Here is an 18,652-nt window from a genome sequence, read left to right as displayed (position 1 = left end):
TCATGTGCCACCTCTGTCGGCAAGCTCACGTGCTCGTCGCGTAGGCCGTCGGGCGGTCGGCGCACTAAAATTGGGTTACTTAACGGTAGTTAGCATCTGGGGAGTGAGCGTCTTGGCGGGTTCGACCGATTTCGACCTGTACCGTCCGGCCGAGGAGCACGACATGCTCCGCGAGACTATCCGCGCGCTCGCCGAGTCGAAGATCGCCCCCTTCGCCGCCGCGGTCGACGAGGAGAGCCGCTTCCCGCAGGAGGCGCTGGACGCCCTGGTCGCCTCGGACCTGCACGCCGTGCACGTCCCGGAGGAGTACGGCGGCGCCGGCGCCGACGCGCTCGCCACGGTCATCGTGATCGAGGAGGTGGCCCGCGCCTGCGCCTCCTCCTCCCTCATCCCGGCCGTCAACAAGCTCGGCTCGCTCCCGGTGATCCTCTCCGGTTCCGAGGAGCTGAAGGCCAAGTACCTGGGCCCGCTCGCCAAGGGCGACGCGCTGTTCTCGTACGCCCTCTCCGAGCCGGACGCCGGTTCGGACGCGGCGGGCATGAAGACGAAGGCCGTGCGCGACGGCGACTTCTGGGTCCTCGACGGCGTGAAGCGCTGGATCACCAACGCGGGCGTCTCCGAGTACTACACGGTCATGGCCGTCACCGACCCGGCCAAGCGCTCCAAGGGCATCTCCGCGTTCGTCGTCGAGAAGTCCGACGAGGGCGTCTCCTTCGGGGCCCCGGAGAAGAAGCTCGGCATCAAGGGCTCCCCGACCCGTGAGGTCTACCTCGACAACGTCCGCATCCCCGCGGACCGCATGATCGGCGAGGAGGGCACGGGCTTCGCCACCGCGATGAAGACCCTGGACCACACCCGCATCACGATCGCGGCCCAGGCCCTCGGCATCGCCCAGGGCGCGCTGGACTACGCCAAGGGCTACGTCCGGGAGCGCAAGCAGTTCGGCAAGCCGATCGCGGACTTCCAGGGCATCCAGTTCATGCTCGCGGACATGGCGATGAAGATCGAGGCCGCCCGCCAGCTCACGTACGCGGCCGCCGCCATGTCGGAGCGCGTCGCCGCCGGAGGTGGAGAGGGAGGCCTCACCTTCCAGGGCGCGGCGGCCAAGTGCTTCGCCTCGGACGTCGCGATGGAGGTCACCACGGACGCCGTCCAGCTGCTCGGCGGCTACGGCTACACGCGGGACTACCCGGTGGAGCGCATGATGCGCGACGCCAAGATCACGCAGATTTATGAAGGCACGAACCAGGTCCAGCGGATCGTCATGGCAAGGAACCTTCCCTAGCAGGGTTTTTGCAGGTCAGAAGCTGTTTTGAAGGTCCGGAGGGACCCCCTCGGCTTTCTGCCCGTTGCAGCCCGATCGGGGCCGTTCCTGGGTGTCGTGCTGGGGGGGATCCTGGGCAGACGCAGGGCCGAGAACAGCCACTGACCTGTACAAACAACACAGCCCCCGGCGCGACGCCGGGGGCTGTTGTCGTACGCGGATCAGACGACCTCTAATGCCTTCGTGCGGCAGGAACCGGTGAGCGATTCCAACCCCTTCCGCGCACTGCTCTAACCAACCAATGCAGAAGCCCCCGCCACTGCTCGGGGCTTCCTTGTCGCTTCGACTACCCGACTGGACAGGCCAGTTCAGGCATCGAGCGATTCGGGGAGCACGTCACGACGGCCAGGGACAGATACGAGGGCCGTTCGAGGTAGAGGCCGTGCGACACGTCACCGCCCTCCCTCAGCCGCTCAGCGGCGGCGTTCACGAGAAGCGTTAGACGGATGCTGTCCCGCTCCGCCTCCGACGCGAACCGGGGTGCGTACTCCGCCAACCGTTCCCCGAGCCAGGCCGCTGCTTCCTTCGTCTCATCCCACGTGCTACGAACCAGCGAACGCGGCTTGATGAGCCAGTACGCCGTTTCCAGCGGCGGAAGGTCAACGGTCGGGAACTCGGCCGACACCTCCCGATACCGCTGGATCAGCTCCGGTCTACTCCCGGCCGGGGGCGGCTCAGGGTGCGGGGGCCGCCGAAGGGCCTCGTTGTCGAAGCGTTCTTTCGGGCCGGTCCACAGATAGCCATGGTGGTGCACGACTCGTTCCCGTTTCGAGAAGTGCCAGCCGGGAACGGGCCCAGGGACGGGGGATGGACCCGGCCCGGCTGACGGGAGGGGGAGGATCAGACGTTCAGGCCGAAGCGCGCCGGGTCGATGCCCGCCGCGTCCAGCTCCTCCGAGGTGAACCGCAGCGGCTGCGCGTCTGGCCGCTTGCTGTCGCCCAGGGCCCAGGCGTTCTCACCGATTCGGGCCAGGGTCACGCACCCCTCGGTACAGGGGCCGCCGCACGCCTTCACGAACGAGGCCCCGTCGATGTCGAGCCCGTACAGGTCGGTTCCGTTCGGCATTACTGCACCTTCCTGCTCAACTAATCGCGGCCATGGCTGACCGCCGCCCAGTCCGGGCGGGAGTTCAAGGGAGGACAGGGAGAGACTTCAGCGTCCGGAACCTTGGCCGCGTTCCGTGCACCGCCAGCACTCGCATGGCGGCCAAGCGCTTGTGAGCAGCGGCGGAAGATCGCCCGTCGTGGCCACGGCTTGCTCCGGCCCCCAGGTCTGCCCTGAATCGCGAGAGACCCGCAGGGTCATCAGGGGGCGATCGGCGAAGAGCCTTGAGCCCGCTCCCTTTCTCATGACGCGTGCGCCTCTGCGTGGTGCTGGCGCATCCGTACGTCGGCGTCCGATACGGCGCTGTAGTCGAACGTGGAGCGGGCGTTCTCGCCGGCTACCGATATCGAGAGACAGTCAGCGCAACCGGGTTTGGGTGACGGCTCGCGCGGTGGCTCAGACAGGCACGTCCCTGCTGTTGTGTGGGTTCCAGGATCCGAAGTTCTCTCTTCGCTCTCCATGGTGCCATCTTCGGCGGGCTGCGGAGGCAGCTCTAGCCTGTTTCCTGTTCCCGCAAAAAGTCGTCGCGGATTCCTTCGACCAAGCTCCGCATGTCGTCACCGGACAGCGCCACCCGTTCGAATCCCTCGAACTTCTCGACGTATAGACCTACGTCCCTTGGATCCGTTACGACAACCTCAGCGTGGACGGTCTCCACCGTGACCATTCGGTTGTCGCGGATGACGAACGCGTGATTCGCAATATCGTCCTGATGAATCCTCAAGGGGACTATGCGGATGTCCACATGAGACAGGCGGGAAATGGAAACGATTCGATCGAGCTGTGCCGCCATCATCTGTGGCCGGACGATGCGCCACCGTAGGACAGGCTCTGTGATTATGAACCGCAGTGACTTGGTGTTGTCGTAGAGGACCGCTTGGCGTTCCAGCCTGCCGTTGATCGTCCGGTTGAGAGAGTCCTCACTCAGATCATGCCGCTGGAGGACGGCACGGATGTACTCCGGCGTCTGGAGCAGCCCCGGCACAAGGGCCGGTTGGAACAGCCGGAGCGTGGACATCTGGGCCTCAAGGGCCTTGGCGGCTTGCTGGCCCTTGTGCACTCCGCCGCGCTTCAGCAGGCGCCATGCCGTCGCTTCCGTTGCCGATGCCCGCGCAGCCTCGGTGTACTCCGCCTTCACCTCGTCCGAGACGCCGATGGCGGTCAGGATGCGCTCTACGTCCGTCGCGGTGGCCGCGAGCTTGGCATTTTCGATCTTGGAAAGCTTGGACGGAGACATGAGGGCGCTGCGGGCCACTGCCTTGGCTTCCTTGCCGGACGCCACTCGCAGGGCCCGCAGCGCGGCCCCGAGCTGTGCCCTGTTCACGTCCCGTGCTCGGCCCACCATTCGGTGAACGGCTCCGCGTGCGCCAGCACCAAGTTACGGTGCCCGACGAATTCCGGCGCGCGTTCCGGTGGCAGGACTTCCGAACTCAGGTACTTTCCGGTGCCGTCGTAGTTCATGACGGCCACGGACTCGGAGTCGAAGAGCCAGAAATCGGGCACGTCCTCTAGAATGCTTGGCCTATCGGTGATGTCGAGAATGAAGAACTCCTCGCCCCCGGACATGTTCTTCTGGTACCCCCACCCGAGTTCGAACCTGAGATAGTCCGTGAGTGGGCGGCGCAGAATGTGAACCCGGTAGACCCGTTTTCCTTTTCCGGTGTGTGAGCGAAGTTCTTCGACCCAGCCCGCGTTGTAGTCGTCCGGCTGCGGCTCCCCGGCCAGGAACGCGTGGTAGGCATCGACGCTCCCCGACTTGCTGTAGTCGTCGAGGGTTTCGAGCCGGAACGCCTCACGCTGGAACGTGTCGAAGAGGTCGCCGAGGGTCCTAGATGAGGTGGTCACGGATGGCCTTCTGGATCAATTCCATCGGGATCTCGACCAGGGTTTCGTGAGCGGGAATCTGAAGCCCGTGGTCGGTCGGAGTCTCCCCCTGAAGCAAGAGCGTGCCGCGATCCGTCGCGTAGATCGTCGGGCAGTCCTTGATGTCGCACGTGCTGACCAGCTTGGTGACCTTCATGGTCTGGGTTCCCCTCTCCCCTGCTGCCAGTACCCCGCATCTGGGTTGATGCTCCCGAGGCCAGGGCGCGCGGGTCAAGCGATCACGGTTGACGGAACGGGAAACCGCGTAACCTCCCCGGAGCCTGCCGCTCCTCCGGCCGGTCGGGGAGGCTACCGTCAGTGCGGCGCCCACCTGGGCAGCCTCCTGACGATCATGGGGAAACGCTGGGGAGGGTTCCGCTAAGAGGGGTATCCGTGCAGGTCAGCGCCGTATAACCCGTGAAGTATCCAGATCTGCGAGGGCACGAACCAGGTCCAGCGCATCGTGATGGCGCGCAACCTGCCGCAACTTCCCCTCGCACGACACCTCTTGCGGCCCCGGGCCCCTCCGGGGGCCTACGAGCCGTCCCTAGGGCCTGTCGGCGAACTGCCCGCCTGCCGGGCGACGACGGCAGTGTGACGACAGCCCCTAGGATGAGCCGGTGATCATCTGGCTGAACGGGACCTTCGGCGCGGGCAAGACCACCACCTCGAAGGAAGTGGTCTCGCTCCTTCCCGGCTCCCGGCTCTTCGACGCCGAGAAGGTGGGGGAGATGCTCTGCCACATGCTCGGTGCGCCGGAGAGGGACTTCCAGGACTTCCCGCCCTGGCGGGGCCTGGTGGTGGAGACCGCGCGGCAGGTGCTCGACCATGTGGGCGGCACGCTGGTGGTCACGCAGACCGTCCTGGTCGAGGCCTACTGGCGGGAGATCCACGAGGGGCTGACCCGGGCGGGTGTCCCCGTGCACCACTTCCTGCTCCACACCGACCGCGACACCCTCGTCGAACGCATCGAGACCGACATCAAGCCGGAAAGCGCGGGCGCGCGGCAGTGGCGGTTGGACCACTTGGACGACTACGAGCGGGCCCTGCCCTGGCTGCGCCGGGAGGCCCGGGTGGTCGACACCACGGGTGTTCCGCCCGCGGAGGTGGCGGCGACCGTCCTGCGGGGATGCTGACCGGTTGACCGGGTCGGCGGAAAGGCTGCCGGCGGCGGTCGGCGGCGGGGTGTGAGCCCGGTCCGGGGCAGCCACCGCCCGTCGGCACGGCGGCCGACGGGCCCGTCCCCCGCGCGTCAGCGGACCACCTCGAAGACGTTCTTCTGGACGCCGTTCGCGTACGCCTCGTGCTCGACCGGCTTCAGCCGCTGCCGGTCCTTGTCCGTGGTGCTGAACAGGCGCTTGCCCGCGCCGAGCAGGACCGGGAAGACGAGCAGGTGGTAGCGGTCGACGAGGCCGGCGTCCGCGAGGTTCCGGTTCAGCTCGGCGCTGCCGTGGACGATGATCGGGCCGCCCTCGGTCTCCTTGAGGGCGGCGACCTCGTCGAGCGACCGCAGGATCGTGGTGTCGCCCCAGTCGGACACGAGAGCGTCGTCGGTCAGCGTGGTGGAGACGACGTACTTCGGCATCGCCCGGTACCCCGCGAACTCCTCCATGCCCGGCCACACCGGACTGAAGGCCTCATAGCTGACCCGCCCCAGCAGCAGGGCGGTGGCCTCCTCCTGCTCCCGGCTCTTGAGCTCGTACGCCTCCGGCAGGAACTCGACGTCCTTGAACGTCCACCCCGAGTTCCGGTACCCGGGCTCACCGCCCGGGGCCTCCATGACGCCGTCGAGCGAGATGAAGGCGGTGCTGATCAGGGTGCGCATGCGGGTCTCCCGGGTGGTTCGCGGCGGGCGTCGGCCGACGCCCGCCGTCGCCTTTCACGTGTACGGAGGTATCGACCGCGCACCGGGCGAGAACTCATCGGTCCCGGGCCTCCGCCGCCGAGGACCGCGTCCCGCTCGCGGTCGGTAACCTCCCTCCCCATGACCGAACTCGACAGGCTGACCACCCTCTTCGACGCCCTCGGGGCGGACGCCGACGCCCGGGACTGGGCCGAGTCCGAGGTCGAGGAGGGGCTGCCCCAGCTCGCCCGCTACCGGTTGCTGCGGACGGTGTGGCAGGACGTCGACGCATGGAGCACGGCCGCCCCGCGCTGGGTGGACGCCTACCGCGCGGACGGGGCGGCGGCCGGCGCCGTCGACCGGGCCCTCGCCGCCGGGCTCGCCCCCGACGACCTCGGCACGCTGGCCCGCGAGATCGCCAGGGAGACGGCGTTCGGGGTGCTGCGCGCCCTGGCGGACCCGGTGGACGGCTCGCTCCCCGCCGAGGTCGAGGCGCGGCTCCCCGGCTGGCGGCTCGCGGAGCTGGACGCGGAGGGCGTGCCCACCGGCCGCCATCTCGACGCCCTGCACGAGGACTTCGCCGAACTCGAACCGAAGGGCGGGGCCGGGTGATCCCGCCCGGGAGGGAACCCGGAGCCCCCGCCGACGCGCGGCGCTCGCCTGCGGCGTACCCGTGCACGCGCTCGACGCGGAACCCGGCAGGGCGGCGCGTACACCGCGCTGCGCACCCCCGCGACCGTGATGCGAGAAGCGGCCACCGGGCTCGCGGAGCGGTACGACCGCGCCGGTCGACGGGGGGCCGGTCCGGGACGAACGCCCCGGGGCGGCGGGGCCGGGGCGCGGCTCACGGGCGGGCGCGGCGCCCTGCGGGCCAACTCCCGTTCCCGGCAGGCTGATTCCCGGGGAAGCCCGGACAGCGGTACCCCCCTTCGGCACACTGGGTGCATGGACGAACACCCCGTGTTTCCGCCGGACCATCTGACCATCAACGTCACGCATCGCGACGACCCGCTCTTCGGGGTCGCCGAGGCGGACGCGCGCGCCGCTTTCCGCGCCTACCCCGACATCGTGGTCCGGGGGCCGCTGTTCGGGCTCGCCGAGCAGCGGCCGGGGGACCGGCCGCGCTGGCGGCTGCTGGGCGAGCTGGAGTGCGGGGCCCCGCAGATGGCGCGGGACGAGCTGAATTCGCACCTGTGGTTCATGGCGAAGGACGGGACCGACGACCGGGCGGTCCGGAGGTCGCTGCTGGACGCCGTGGCGCGGCTGGAGACCGAACCGGTGGACGAGGTGACGGCGGCCGGCGTCCGCTACCGGGTCGTGCGTGCCGACGAGTTCGCCCGGATCGGCGACGGGCGGCTGGAACCGCCCCGGCCCACCGACGTGGACTCCGAGGGCTGGGATCCGAACACGGTCGAGCCCTCGCGCAGCGACGGGTTCGTGATCGACCACGCGGCCGCCGTCGGACTCGGCGAGGGGATCGACCGCGCGGGCCTGGTGTCCCTCGCCTACACGGCGAGCCGCTACCCGGAGGCCGTACGGGCCGATTCCCGGAAGGCGTTGACCAGCCATCCCGGAGTCGTCCTGCTGCCGCCGACGTTCCGGGTGGTCGAACGGAAGGAAGGCTCCTGGGGGTTGGTGACCGGCCTGCACGCCACCCCGCAGGACGCCCGCCGCGCCCTCGTCCACCACCTGAAGGTGTACCTCCCCGAGGTGACGAGGATCGACGCGGAGGAGGCCGCCGTCCTCGCCCGCGCCGCCCACCAGTTCGCCCGACGGAAGCGGCCCGACCAACTGCTGGCTGGGGGGCGGCGGTTCGACGTCGTCCGGGTGGGGCGCATGGTGCGCATCGGGCCCGACGGCCCGGAGACGCCGCGCCCCTCCGACGTGGACGAGGACGTGCCCTCCAAGATGCACCCCACCATGGACGAACACGGCGTCATCACCGCCGACGAATAGCGGCGAGGTGCGGCGGCCTGCGGCGAGGCGCGGCGACGCGCCGTGGGCAGGAACCGGCCGCCGCTGACGGCGGTGCGTGAACAGCGGCGGGGGCCCGCCCGGCGACGCGCGCCCGGCGGGCCCCCGACCCCTGCCGCTCCGCCTGCCCGGCTGCCGACGTCAGTCGCCGGTGACCGTGACCTTCTCGTCGTTGTTGAGCTGCTGCACCAACTGCTTCACCTTGGCCTTGTCCCAGACCAGGTTCCCGTTGACGCTGCCCGAGATCGGCATGTTCATCGACGTGCCGTCGCCGCCGGTCACGCCCTTCATCGCGAAGAACATGCTGCCCAGCGACCACAGCGACATGTCCTTGTCCACGATCAGCGTGTCCAGGCCCGCGCCCATCGTCGGGTACAGCTTGAACGGGTTGATGATCGTGGACGGGGTCGCCGTCTGGCTCGCCAGCGCGGCGAGGAACTTCTGCTGGTTCTTCGTACGGTCCAGGTCGCTGCCCGGAAGCGCGTAGCGGGTGCGGACGAAGGCCAGGGACTGCTCGCCGTTCAGCGTCTGCTTGCCCGCCTTGAAGTCGGCCCCGGACTTCTTGTCCTTGAACGCCTTCGGGATGTCCAGCTCGACCCCGCCGATCGCGTCCACGATCTTGGCGAAGCCGCCGAAGCCGATCTCGACGTAGTGGTCGATGTGCAGACCGGTGTTGAACTCCACGGTCCGCACCAGCAGTTCGGGTCCGTCCTCGGCATAGGCGGCGTTCAGCTTCACCTGTCGGCCGGTGCCCGGGAACTTCTTCCCGGACTCGGACCCCACGAAGGACGGGATCTCGACGTTGGAGTCGCGCGGCAGCGAGATCAGCGTCGGGCCGTTGGAGCCGTCGTGCAGGATCATCATCGAGTCGGTGCGCTTGCCCTCGGCGGAACCGGTGCGCAGCCGCTTCTTCTCCTCGGCCGACATGCCCTCGCGGCTGTCGGACCCGACGATCAGGTAGTTCGTGCCGTCGCCGGGCTCCGGACGCTCGATGACCTTCGAGAGGTCGACCTCGCGCTTCAGCTTCGAGTCGGCCCAGAAGTACGTCGACACGGAGACCACGAGCAGGGCGACCACCAGGGTCAGCGCGCCGAGCTTGATCCGGCGGCGCCAGTCCGGGGCCGGGCGGCCCACGTAGCCCCCGTCACCGCCGCCGCGACGACCGCCGCCGCCCCCGCCGCTCCCCGCGCCGTAGACCTGGCCGGTGTTGTAACCGCTGTCGTAGCCGGGGTCGGGCGCGTGGCCGTACCCGCCGTCCTGGTAGCGGTCGTCGTAACCCTGGCTCTGCGGCGGCACCTGCGGCCGCCGGGGCGGCACCTGCGGCCTCTGCGGCGAGGACGGGCGGCGCTGGATGTGCGGCATCGCCCGCGCACCCTCGGGCTGGGAGCCGGCGCTGCCCCGCCCGTAGCGCTCGCTGCGGTCGCCGGTCCGTCGATCGGGCCAATCGTTCATCCGAACAGTGTGCCGTCCCGGCCCACGGCTATTACAGGGTGTAAGGGAAATCGCACCAGGGCTGTTGCCAACCTGATGCATTCTGCGGGATCACGGAGCCCGCATAAGGTGGACGGTATGACAGATCAGGCCAGTGGCGTAACAGATCCGGCCAACCGCTCAGAGGAAGAGATTCCGGGCAAGCCCACCGCGGCGTCCCGGACCACCCTCAGCCACATCATGACCGGCAGCGACACCAACCTCCTCGGGACGGTGCACGGCGGCGTGATCATGAAGCTGGTCGACGACGCCGCGGGCGCGGTGGCCGGCCGCCACTCCGGCGGGCCCGCCGTGACGGCCTCGATGGACGAGATGGTCTTCCTGGAGCCGGTCCGCGTCGGTGACCTCGTCCATGTGAAGGCCCAGGTCAACTGGACCGGCCGCTCCTCGATGGAGGTCGGCGTCCGCGTGTTGGCCGAGCGCTGGAACGAGTCGACCCCCGCCCAGCAGGTCGGCAGCGCCTACCTCGTCTTCGCCGCCGTCGACGGGGACGGCAGGCCCCGCCGCGTACCGCCGGTGATCCCCGAGACCGAGCGCGACAACCGGCGCTACCAGGAGGCCCAGATCCGGCGCACCCACCGGCTCGCCCGCCGCCGAGCGATCAAGGAACTGCGCGAGAGGCGCGCCGCGGACGGCATGGACGACTGAGGCGCCCGAAGCCGCCACAACCGCCTGAGCCGCCTGAGCCGCCTGAGCCGCCTGAGCCGCCTGAGCCGTCTGAGCGGGCGGTATCGAGGGCGGAGGAGACGCACGGATCCCGTACACCGCCCGGGCGGCCGGGGCCCGGTCCGCACCCCGCCCCGGGCCGGAGCGGACAGCGTCCGCCCCCGCCCTACGGGCACACCACCTCGTCGCCCCGCACCGGGGCGAGGTCGCCCGTCGTCCGCCGGCTCTCCGCCCTCACCGGCCGCACCTGCGTGAAGTCCGCGCCCACCGTCACCTTCATCTGCGGGCCCTGGTCCTTCACCGGCTTCAGCTCGCTCCCCGGCAACGCCGTGGCCAGGGACTTCGCCGACCGGTCCCAGCGCGGGTCGTACTCCACGAGCGTCCGCTCCCGGTCCCGCGCCTCCCCGTTGAGCGGCGCCTCGGTGGTGGTGAAGCCGGTGGCCCGCAGGGCCTCGTCCACGGAGCGGCCGAGCCCGTCCTTCGGCGTCCCGTTGTAGACCTGCACCCGGATGTCCTCCGGCGCGACGTCCACCAGCGCGGCGGGGGGCCGTTTCCCCGCCCCGGCCTTCGGCTTCGGCCTCGCCGGGGCCAGCGGCTCGTCCTCGCGCAGGGCCCGGAACAGCTTCTTCGACTTCTCCGCGTCCCACCGCACCGTCGAACCGATGCCCTCGACCGGGAAGCTCGGGTCGTCGACGGGCACGGAGGCGAACTCCGAGGAGGCCGGCCCGAAGTCCTTCATCGCCCTGCCGAGCGCCAGCATCTGCTCCGTACCGAAGTCCTTGTCGGCCCGGACCGAGCCCAGCACCGTGGCCGAGACGTCTTTGAACCGCATCGGGTTCAGCAGCACCCCGCTGCTCGTGGCCTGCTTGATCAACGCCGCCATGAACTTCTGCTGGCGCTCCATCCGGCCCAGGTCGGCCGCCACGTCCACATGGCGCGAGCGCACGTACTGGAGCGCCTGGCCGCCGTTCAGCTCATGGACGCCGGCGGGCAGGTCCAACCCCGTGTACGCGTCCTTCATCGGCCCGGCCGTACAGATCTCCACCCCGCCCACCGCGTCCACCGTCTTCATGAAGCTGGTGAAGTCGATCTCCAGATAGTGGTCGACCTTGACCTTGGTCATGTTCTCGACCGTCCGCACGGTCAGCGCGGGCCCGCCCTCCGCGTACGCGGCGTTCAGCTTCACCGGATGGCTCTCGTGGCGCTCGCCCGTGGTGCGGTCGGTGTGGGCGGGCATCTCGGCGTAGCTGTCCCGGGGGAGGCTGACCACGCTCGCCCGCCGCCGGTCGGCCGACAGGTGGACCAGCATGATCGTGTCGGTGCAGTGGCAGGGCGCGCCGCCCAGCCGGTACTTCTTCCGCTCCTCCTCGGTGATGGTGTCCCGGCCGTCGGTGCCGACGAGCAGCAGGTTCGTGCCGTGCCCCCCCTGCGGGCGGTTCTTCATGTCCTTGAACGGATCGACCCGGCCGATGCCGTCCTCCAGGCCGCTCACCACGGCGTGACCGATCCCGCCCGCCCCCAGCACCAGCACCGAGAGACCGGTGGCCACCCGCATGCCCCAGCGGGGCCGCTCGTCCTGCCTCCGGGGGCGCACCGGCCGCGTGCCCCGCGGCGGACGGCGGCGCGGGGGAGAGGGGCGGGAGTGCTGCGGGCGCTGCGGTACGGGCACGGGGGAGACACCTCCGGGGCGCAAGGGAGACACCTCTGCGGTGCAAGGGGGACCATCGCACGGTAGGCCCATACGATTCTCCGCCCCGGTCACGACCCGGCGGCGCGCACCGGTGTCCCCCATTCGCGGTAACGTGGCGGCCGAACAACGACGCTTCCAGGGTGCGGAACCCCCCTGGCGCCCCGAGGACCCACCCGAGGACCACATGTCTGCCGCGCAGTACCCCGCCGTCTCCGTGATCATGCCGGTGCTCAACGAGGAACGCCATCTCAGGAACGCGGTCCGGCACATCCTGGAGCAGGAGTACGCCGGTGAGATGGAGGTCGTGATCGCGCTCGGCCCTTCCGTCGACCGTACGGACGAGATCGCCGCCGAGCTGGTCGCGGAGGACCCCCGGGTCCACACGGTGCCCAACCCCACCGGCCGTACGCCCGCCGCCCTCAACGCCGCGATCAAGGCGTCCCGCCACCCCGTCGTCGTCCGGGTCGACGGCCACGGCATGCTCTCGCCGAACTACATCGCGACCGCCGTCCGCCTCCTGGAGGAGACCGGGGCGCAGAACGTCGGCGGCATCATGCACGCCGAGGGCGAGAACGCCTGGGAGGAGGCCGTCGCCGCCGCGATGACCTCGAAGATCGGCGTCGGCAACGCGGCCTTCCACACCGGCGGCCAGGCGGGCCCGGCCGAGACGGTGTACCTGGGCGTCTTCCGGCGCGAGGCGCTGGAGCGGGCGGAGGGCTACAACGTCGAGTTCATCCGCGCCCAGGACTGGGAGCTGAACTTCCGTATCCGCGAGGCGGGCGGGCTGATCTGGTTCTCGCCCGAGCTGAAGGTCCAGTACCGCCCCCGCCCCTCGGTCAAGGCGCTCGCCAAGCAGTACAAGGACTACGGCCGCTGGCGCCACGTCGTCGCCCGCTACCACCCCGGCTCGATCAACCTCCGCTACCTCGCCCCGCCGACCGCCGTCGTCGCCATCGCGGCGGGCCTGGTCCTCGGCGCGGCCGTCACCCCCTGGGCCCTGATCGTTCCGGGCGGGTACGCGGCCGCGATCGTCGCCGGGTCGCTCCCCGCGGGCAAGGGGCTACCGCTGAAGGCGCGCGCCCAGATCCCCGTGGCGCTGGCGACGATGCACATGTGCTGGGGCTTCGGCTTCCTCACCAGCCCCCGGTCCCTGGCCCGGCGGGTCATCGCGAGCCGCCGGCCGGCGATGGCGGACAGCACCGGGACCGCCTGACCCGGAAGGTCCGGCCGCCGTCGCGAAGGGCCCCACCGCTGAGCGGTGGGGCCCTTCGCGACGGCGGCCGTCACCGCGTCACCAGGTGTAGTTCGGGTTCACCTTCATGCACGCCTTCTCGTCGTCGCCCTTCAGCGCGCCCGCCGACTCCGGGGTCTTCTCCGTGCCCTTCGACACCGGGTAGGTTCCGTCCTCGCGCCAGTCCGCGCCCACGGCGAGCGAGATCCCCGAGACGTCGGTGGACTTCTTCACCTGCGAGATCGGAACGCCGAGCGCCTTGGCGACCGCCTGCGCGTCGCCCTCCAACTCCGCGCTCGGGAACAGGACCGTCGTCCGGGCCGCCCCGGTCACGTCGTTCGCGTCGACGGTCGTCCGCGCGAAGCCCGCGACCTTCAGCTGGTCCGCGACCTCCCGCGCCCGGCCGGACGCCGGGCCCTGCCCGTCGGTCGCGGTGGCGTTCCGCACGGCGACCGCGATCTCGGCGACCGGGGCCGAGGCGTCCTTCGCCTCCTCCACCGGCTTCTTCCGCTTCGACCCCTTGCCGTCCAGCGGAACGTCCTCGCGGACCATGCGGAACAGCTGCTCCGCGTCGCCGGCCTTCGGATAGACCCGGCCGTTGTTCACACCGGTGCCGTACACGTTCGGCATGGTCGACATCGTGATGCGCTTCGTGGGGACCTTCTTGAACTCCTCCGCCAGGTCGTACAGCTTCTTGACCGTGTCGAGGCCCTTGTCGACCGTCAGCGCGTCGGTGGCCGCCTCGGCGAGGTTCATCAGCTTCGCCGGGTCGGTCAGCTTGGTGCCCTTGCGCAACTCGCGGACCATGGAGTTCATGTACTGGTGCTGGGCCTTCGCCCGACCGAGGTCGGTGTTGTCCTCGAAGCCGTAGCGGGTGCGCAGCCACTGCAGGGCCTGCTCGCCCTTGACGTACGTGGTGCCCTTCTCCAGCTTGAGCCCGGAGCCCTTGCCGTCGGCGCCGCGCGAGTGGATGTTGGCGTTCACGCAGACCGGGACGCCGCCGACCGCGTCCGCCATCGAGACCACGCCCGCGAAGTCGATCATCATGAAGTGGTCGATGCGGATGCCGGTCAGCTCGTACCAGGTGGCCACCGTGCACCCCGGGCCGCCGCGCCCCAGGCTCTCGTTGGTCTGCACGTCCCCCTTGCTGGCCGGGAAGACCTCGCCGTCCGGGGCCGTGCACTTGGGCATCTTCAGCATCGTGTCGCGCGGCATGCTGACCACCGACAGGTTGCTGCGGTCGGCCGATATGTGGAGCAGCATCTGCACGTCGGCGAGCGGCGGAGCGCCGAAGGTCTCCTTGGCGCCGCCCAGCTTCTGGTTGGCCTTGGAGTCCCGCGCGTCGGAACCGATGAGCAGGATGTTGATCGGGGTCTGTCCGGCGGCGTTGGCCTTGTGGTCGGCCATCTCCTTGTCGCCGAGGGTCAGATCCTCTTTCTTGATGTTGTCGTTGAGGTGCTCGTAGTAGAGGCAACCGGCGCCGCCGGTGCCGAGTATCAGCACGGCGAGCACGGAGGCGCTCCAGCGCAGGACGCGCCGCTTGGGGCTCTTGGGCGCGCGGCGGCTGCTGCCGCCCCGCGCGCCGCCGCCCCCTCGCCGGCCCTGCGCGGAGCTCTGGCCGCCCCCGGCGCCGGACCCCTTCCTCGCCCGCGGGCCCGTGCCCGGGGCCCCGGCGCCGTCCCCCACGGCGCCCCCCGGCCCCTCGCCGTCCCTCTCCTGCGAGCTCGCGTTGCGGCCGGGACCACCGGCTCGATCGCTGCGGCGCACACGCGACCGCGTCCGCTCCCCAGGCGTGCTGCTCCGTCCCACCGGACCCCCCATGCTGTTCAGATTTCCGCTACGGCGCGGTGACCCGGTGTCACTTGGCGCATACCGCCTTGTCGGCGCGGGCTTGGTCGACGCCCTCCGGAGCCTTCGCCGGCCCGGTGATGAGCTGTCCGGCGCCCTTGAAGTCCCCCCCCAGGGTGAGCACCATCGCCTGAAGACCCTCGGCGTCCGCGGTGCCCTGCTTCATGGCGGTGGCGGGCAGCCCCATCATCTCGGCGAGCGCCCGGGCCTGGTCGGCCTGGTTGGGCGCGTACTCCAACGTCGTCTTCTTGATCTTCTCGGGTGCGTTGGCCTTGTTGGTGGACTTCAGCACCCCCTGCTCGTTCTGGAGCCAGGTGACGGTCGAGCCGGCCGCTCCGGGGAGGTCGCCTCCGTTGAGGACGTCCACGCGGACATCGGCCGGGGCGGCCTTCGGACCCTTGAGCAGGGCCGCCTGCTTGCTCTGGGCGGCCTTCTTCTTCTGCTTCACCTCGGTCAGCGAGGTGTCGGAGCGCAGCATCGCGAAGAGCGGTTCGGCCCTCGTCTCGTCCACGACCACGGTGACGGGCTTGGGCTCGGCGGGGTTGTCCTTCACCGGCATCGTGACGAAGGTGATGTTCTTGGTGTCGACCTCGGAGATCTCCTGGGCGAGCGTCATCAGCTTCTTCGCGTCGCCGATGGCCGTGTCGACGGTCAGCGCCTTGGTGGCGGCGTCGGCCAGCTTGTAGAGCTTCTTCGGGTTGGTCAGGGTGTCGCTCGACTTCATCTCGCGGATCATCGAGCCGAGGAACTGCTGCTGCACCTTGATCCGGTCCAGGTCGCTCCGGTTGCCGAAACTGTCGCGGGTGCGCAGCAGGGCCAGCGCCTTCTCGCCCTGCACCGTCGACTCGCCCTGGGGCAGCTTCAGATGCGACTTCGGGTCGTCGATCGGCTTGGCCATGCAGACCTTGACGCCGCCGACCGCCGTGGTCAGCTCCTTGACCGCGTTGAAGTCGACCATCATGAAGTGGTCCGGCTTGACCCCGGTGATGTTCTCGACGGTCTTCATCGTGCAGCCCGGGTCACGCCCGTTCTGGCCGAGGCTGGTGTTGAAGCGCGCGCTCGCGGCGCCGGGGATGGCCGCCCTGGTGCCGTCCTGCTGCTTCGTCTCGCACTCGGGGATCTCGGTCACCAGGTCGCGCGGGATGCTCATCGCCGTCGCGTTGGTGCGGTCCTCGGAGACGTGGAACAGGATGTTGGTGTCGGCGTGCCCCGTACTGCCCTTGTCGCCGTAGCCCTCGTTGCCCTTGCCGGTGCGCTTGTCGGTGCCGATGACCAGGATGTTCATCGGACCGTCGGTCACGACGCTCTTGCTCCCCGCGTCACCCACGTCGATGGCGTCGATGTTCCCGTTGAGCTTCTCGTACAGCAGGTATGCGCCGAGCGAGGTGCCCACCACGACGAACGCCATCACGCCGCCCGTCCACAGCAGCGCCTTCTTCTTGCGCGTCTTTCGGGGCTTGCGCTTCCGGCGGCCCGCCGCGGGCGGCTCGGCGGAAGCGCCGCGCGTCCCCTGCGAGCTGCGGCGGCTGCGCTGGCCGGGCACCTCGTGCCGTTTCTGGACCGGGACGTCCTCCCGCGTACCGGTCCGGGAGCCGGCGCGGCGGCCGTTCTCCTCGGCCGTGGCCGTACGCGAAGCACCGGGCCCCCCGGAAGTACCGCCCGACTCCCCTGTGGAGTGATCCAGTCGCAATTCGTAATTGCCGGTATGCGGGTTGAGTACCCACTGGTCGGCGGGGTCGATATCGTCCGCCCGTCCACGACTGTGCGCGTCCACGGTTGCCTGCGTCCTCCGTCGGTGCCACGCGAGGCGCCCTCCCCCGGCAAGGCGCTCGTTCCTTCGCTCCAGCAGTGCACGACCTGACGGCCGGAAGCACCGGATCGCGTCACACTATCCGGCCGATTCCGCGTCGAGCGACGGGCGTGACACATTCCACGCCCCTTACAACTGGGCATTCTTCCCATTACGCGTCGATTGTGTTCGGTGTCTTGGCAATTGCTTTACTGCTTGCACAGGTCGTCCGCCGCGCTCGACCCCGAATAGGTGGGTGTGGGCGTGGGGCTTTCGGAGCCGGCGTCGTCCGGCTTGCCGTCCCGCGTCTTCTCCTGGTCCTGCCGCGCTTCCTCGAGTTCGTCGGCCGGGACCACCGCGACGGGCTTGTCCTCGCGGAGTTGCCGGAACAGCTCACCCGCGTCCGGTTCGACGAGTTCGTCCCGGTTCGGGTCCTGGCGGTACGGCTGCCGGGGCACGGTCAGGAACTGCACCTGGTCGGTGGGCACATCGCGCATCCCGCGCACCAGGTCGTACAGGTCGCGCAGCGAGTCGAGCCCCGGGTCCGTGGTCAGCGACTTGGTCGCCGCGTCGAGCACCGGGTAGAGCCGCGTCGGGTTCAGCAGAACGCCGTTGCTCTGCATCTTGTTGACCAGGGCGCCCAGGAACTGCTGCTGGCGCTCCATGCGTTCGGTGTCGCTGCCGTTGCCGAGGGACTTGCGCGCCCGTACGTAGCCGAGGGCCTCCTCGCCGTCCAGCGTCTGCCGGCCGGCCGGGAGCTCCAGGTGCGCGTCCTTGTCGTCGATCGGCTTCTTGAGGCAGATCTCGACCCCGTCGACGGCGTCGACCATGTCCTTGAAGCCGTTGAAGTCGACGACCATGTGGTGGTCGATCCGGATGCCGGTCATCCGTTCCACGGTGCGGATCGTGCAGGCGGTGCCGCCCGTCTCGAAAGCCGAGTTGAACTGCGCGAACCGCTCACGGGACTTCTCGTCGTCCGCCGTACGGCAGCTGGGGACCTCCACCATGAGGTCGCGGGGCAGGGACACCGCCGTCGCGCTCTTCCGGTCCGCCGCGAGGTGCAGCAGGATCGTGGTGTCGGAGCGCTGGCTGCCGCCGTCGTCCCGGCCGTACTCGCGATTCTCCCCGGCCCGGCTGTCGGACCCGATGAGCAGGATGTTCCGGGCGTCCATCACGACCGGCGTCGGCCGCTCCTCCTCGTACGCCTTCAGCTCGGCAGCGGCGCTCGTGTCGGTGGTGATGTTCCCGTCGAGCTTCTTGTACATCCACCAGCCGACCCCGGCCGCGACCAGCACGAGGAACGAGGCGGCGAGCGCGGTCCGGCGCAGCCAGCGCCGCCTGCGCGCCACGACGACGCCGTCCTTGGGCCGGTCGGCCCAGGTCTGCGCGCCCGGACCGCTCCCGGCGGCCCCGCCCCCGTCGGCGGCGCTCCCGGCCGCCCCGCCCTCGTCGGCGGCGCTCCCGGCCGCACCGGCGTCGGGCTCCTCGGAGGGCCTGGCCGTTCCGGGGCTTTCGGCGAGGCCGTCACCGCCGTCCCCGGGGGCCGGGCCCCCGGGGACGGGCTCCTCCTGCGACCTGCTCTGCGGTTTGTCCCCGGCCGGGCGGCCCGGGTCGGACGGCGGGCCAGCACTGTCGGTCACGTCTGCGTCCATCCTTCACGTTCGGCGGCGCGAGGGGCCGCCGGTCGCAGGAGTAGACGGCTGAAACTCGCGCTTGGTTGTGCACGGCAAGGAGAGTGGTCTGTACCGCCCGATCATCTCCCCGCGCGCGTGCCGATCACCGAGGACTCGGCCCGCTGTGGGCCGGACGGGTGGACCTCGGAGCGCTTG

The 18,652-nt window shown here is 70.1% G+C and carries 17 protein-coding genes; 6 read left to right on the top strand and 11 right to left on the bottom strand.

Annotated features, from left to right (window positions below):
- Window positions 1-112: 112 nt before the first annotated feature.
- The gene (locus tag AMK24_RS25430) at window positions 113-1,285 is read left to right on the top strand and encodes an acyl-CoA dehydrogenase family protein (protein WP_073771205.1); all 1,173 of its coding nucleotides are present in this window, start codon (window positions 113-115) and stop codon (window positions 1,283-1,285) included.
- Window positions 1,286-1,610: 325 nt separating this feature from the next.
- On the opposite strand, the gene AMK24_RS34890 is transcribed toward AMK24_RS25430, so the two are convergent.
- The 5 genes from AMK24_RS34890 to AMK24_RS25395 all read right to left on the bottom strand — a co-directional run bounded on the left by AMK24_RS34890 (window position 1,611) and on the right by AMK24_RS25395 (window position 4,448).
- Window positions 1,611-2,078, bottom strand: coding sequence for a hypothetical protein (locus AMK24_RS34890; protein WP_073771204.1), 468 nt, complete (start codon window positions 2,076-2,078; stop codon window positions 1,611-1,613).
- Window positions 2,079-2,164: 86 nt separating this feature from the next.
- A complete protein-coding gene (locus tag AMK24_RS25420; RefSeq protein WP_073771203.1) occupies window positions 2,165-2,389 on the bottom strand; it encodes a DUF397 domain-containing protein in 225 nt (74 codons plus the stop codon).
- A gap of 532 nt (window positions 2,390-2,921) precedes the next feature.
- Window positions 2,922-3,752, bottom strand: a complete 831-nt coding sequence (locus AMK24_RS25405) for a helix-turn-helix domain-containing protein (RefSeq protein ID WP_073771310.1) — start codon at window positions 3,750-3,752, stop codon at window positions 2,922-2,924.
- Window positions 3,749-4,273 carry a DUF6879 family protein gene (locus tag AMK24_RS25400; RefSeq protein ID WP_073771200.1) on the bottom strand — a complete coding sequence of 175 codons (525 nt, stop codon included), beginning with the start codon at window positions 4,271-4,273 and terminating at the stop codon, window positions 3,749-3,751. The genes AMK24_RS25405 and AMK24_RS25400 overlap by 4 nt, the downstream gene beginning before the upstream one ends.
- Window positions 4,257-4,448: a hypothetical protein gene (locus tag AMK24_RS25395; RefSeq protein WP_073771199.1), complete on the bottom strand. Its 192-nt coding sequence runs from the start codon at window positions 4,446-4,448 to the stop codon at window positions 4,257-4,259. Before AMK24_RS25395 ends, AMK24_RS25400 begins: the two co-directional genes overlap by 17 nt.
- Before the next feature lie 463 nt (window positions 4,449-4,911).
- Here AMK24_RS25395 and AMK24_RS25390 point away from each other — a divergent pair, with 463 nt between their 5' ends.
- The gene (locus tag AMK24_RS25390) at window positions 4,912-5,427 is read left to right on the top strand and encodes an AAA family ATPase (protein ID WP_073771198.1); all 516 of its coding nucleotides are present in this window, start codon (window positions 4,912-4,914) and stop codon (window positions 5,425-5,427) included.
- A 116-nt stretch (window positions 5,428-5,543) separates the two neighbouring features.
- Here AMK24_RS25390 and AMK24_RS25385 read toward each other — a convergent pair whose 3' ends face one another.
- Complete coding sequence (locus AMK24_RS25385) at window positions 5,544-6,116, bottom strand: dihydrofolate reductase family protein (protein ID WP_073771197.1); 573 nt, start codon at window positions 6,114-6,116, stop codon at window positions 5,544-5,546.
- 159 nt (window positions 6,117-6,275) lie between these two features.
- Between AMK24_RS25385 and AMK24_RS25380 the strand changes: the two genes are divergently transcribed.
- Together AMK24_RS25380 and AMK24_RS25375 are read left to right on the top strand one after the other, a co-directional pair.
- The gene (locus AMK24_RS25380) at window positions 6,276-6,746 is read left to right on the top strand and encodes a hypothetical protein (RefSeq protein WP_073771196.1); all 471 of its coding nucleotides are present in this window, start codon (window positions 6,276-6,278) and stop codon (window positions 6,744-6,746) included.
- Between the two features lie 333 nt (window positions 6,747-7,079).
- Window positions 7,080-8,090 (top strand): DUF5954 family protein, encoded by a 1,011-nt coding sequence (locus tag AMK24_RS25375; protein WP_073771195.1) that lies wholly within the window; start codon window positions 7,080-7,082, stop codon window positions 8,088-8,090.
- Window positions 8,091-8,249: 159 nt separating this feature from the next.
- Here AMK24_RS25375 and AMK24_RS25370 read toward each other — a convergent pair whose 3' ends face one another.
- Window positions 8,250-9,560, bottom strand: a complete 1,311-nt coding sequence (locus tag AMK24_RS25370) for an LCP family protein (RefSeq protein WP_079190638.1) — start codon at window positions 9,558-9,560, stop codon at window positions 8,250-8,252.
- 117 nt (window positions 9,561-9,677) lie between these two features.
- Between AMK24_RS25370 and AMK24_RS25365 the strand changes: the two genes are divergently transcribed.
- A complete protein-coding gene (locus AMK24_RS25365) occupies window positions 9,678-10,247 on the top strand; it encodes an acyl-CoA thioesterase (RefSeq protein ID WP_073771193.1) in 570 nt (189 codons plus the stop codon).
- 184 nt (window positions 10,248-10,431) lie between these two features.
- On the opposite strand, the gene AMK24_RS25360 is transcribed toward AMK24_RS25365, so the two are convergent.
- Window positions 10,432-11,934 (bottom strand): LCP family protein, encoded by a 1,503-nt coding sequence (locus AMK24_RS25360; protein WP_242435249.1) that lies wholly within the window; start codon window positions 11,932-11,934, stop codon window positions 10,432-10,434.
- A gap of 205 nt (window positions 11,935-12,139) precedes the next feature.
- On the opposite strand from AMK24_RS25360, the gene AMK24_RS25355 reads away from it, so the two are divergent.
- Window positions 12,140-13,168 (top strand): glycosyltransferase family 2 protein, encoded by a 1,029-nt coding sequence (locus AMK24_RS25355; RefSeq protein ID WP_073771191.1) that lies wholly within the window; start codon window positions 12,140-12,142, stop codon window positions 13,166-13,168.
- A gap of 78 nt (window positions 13,169-13,246) precedes the next feature.
- Here AMK24_RS25355 and AMK24_RS25350 read toward each other — a convergent pair whose 3' ends face one another.
- The 3 genes from AMK24_RS25350 to AMK24_RS25340 form a co-directional block, all read right to left on the bottom strand.
- Window positions 13,247-15,007 carry an LCP family protein gene (locus AMK24_RS25350; RefSeq protein ID WP_199876501.1) on the bottom strand — a complete coding sequence of 587 codons (1,761 nt, stop codon included), beginning with the start codon at window positions 15,005-15,007 and terminating at the stop codon, window positions 13,247-13,249.
- A gap of 37 nt (window positions 15,008-15,044) precedes the next feature.
- Window positions 15,045-16,808 (bottom strand): LCP family protein, encoded by a 1,764-nt coding sequence (locus tag AMK24_RS25345; RefSeq protein ID WP_384579842.1) that lies wholly within the window; start codon window positions 16,806-16,808, stop codon window positions 15,045-15,047.
- A gap of 224 nt (window positions 16,809-17,032) precedes the next feature.
- Window positions 17,033-18,475, bottom strand: a complete 1,443-nt coding sequence (locus AMK24_RS25340; RefSeq protein WP_073771189.1) for an LCP family protein — start codon at window positions 18,473-18,475, stop codon at window positions 17,033-17,035.
- Window positions 18,476-18,652 lie beyond the last annotated feature (177 nt).

Origin of the sequence: Streptomyces sp. CB02366, from assembly GCF_001905905.1 — a bacterium.
Taxonomy (GTDB): Bacteria; Actinomycetota; Actinomycetes; order Streptomycetales; family Streptomycetaceae; genus Streptomyces.
Note: the sequence above shows the minus strand (reverse complement) of the source record. Positions and strands in the feature narration are given on the sequence as shown.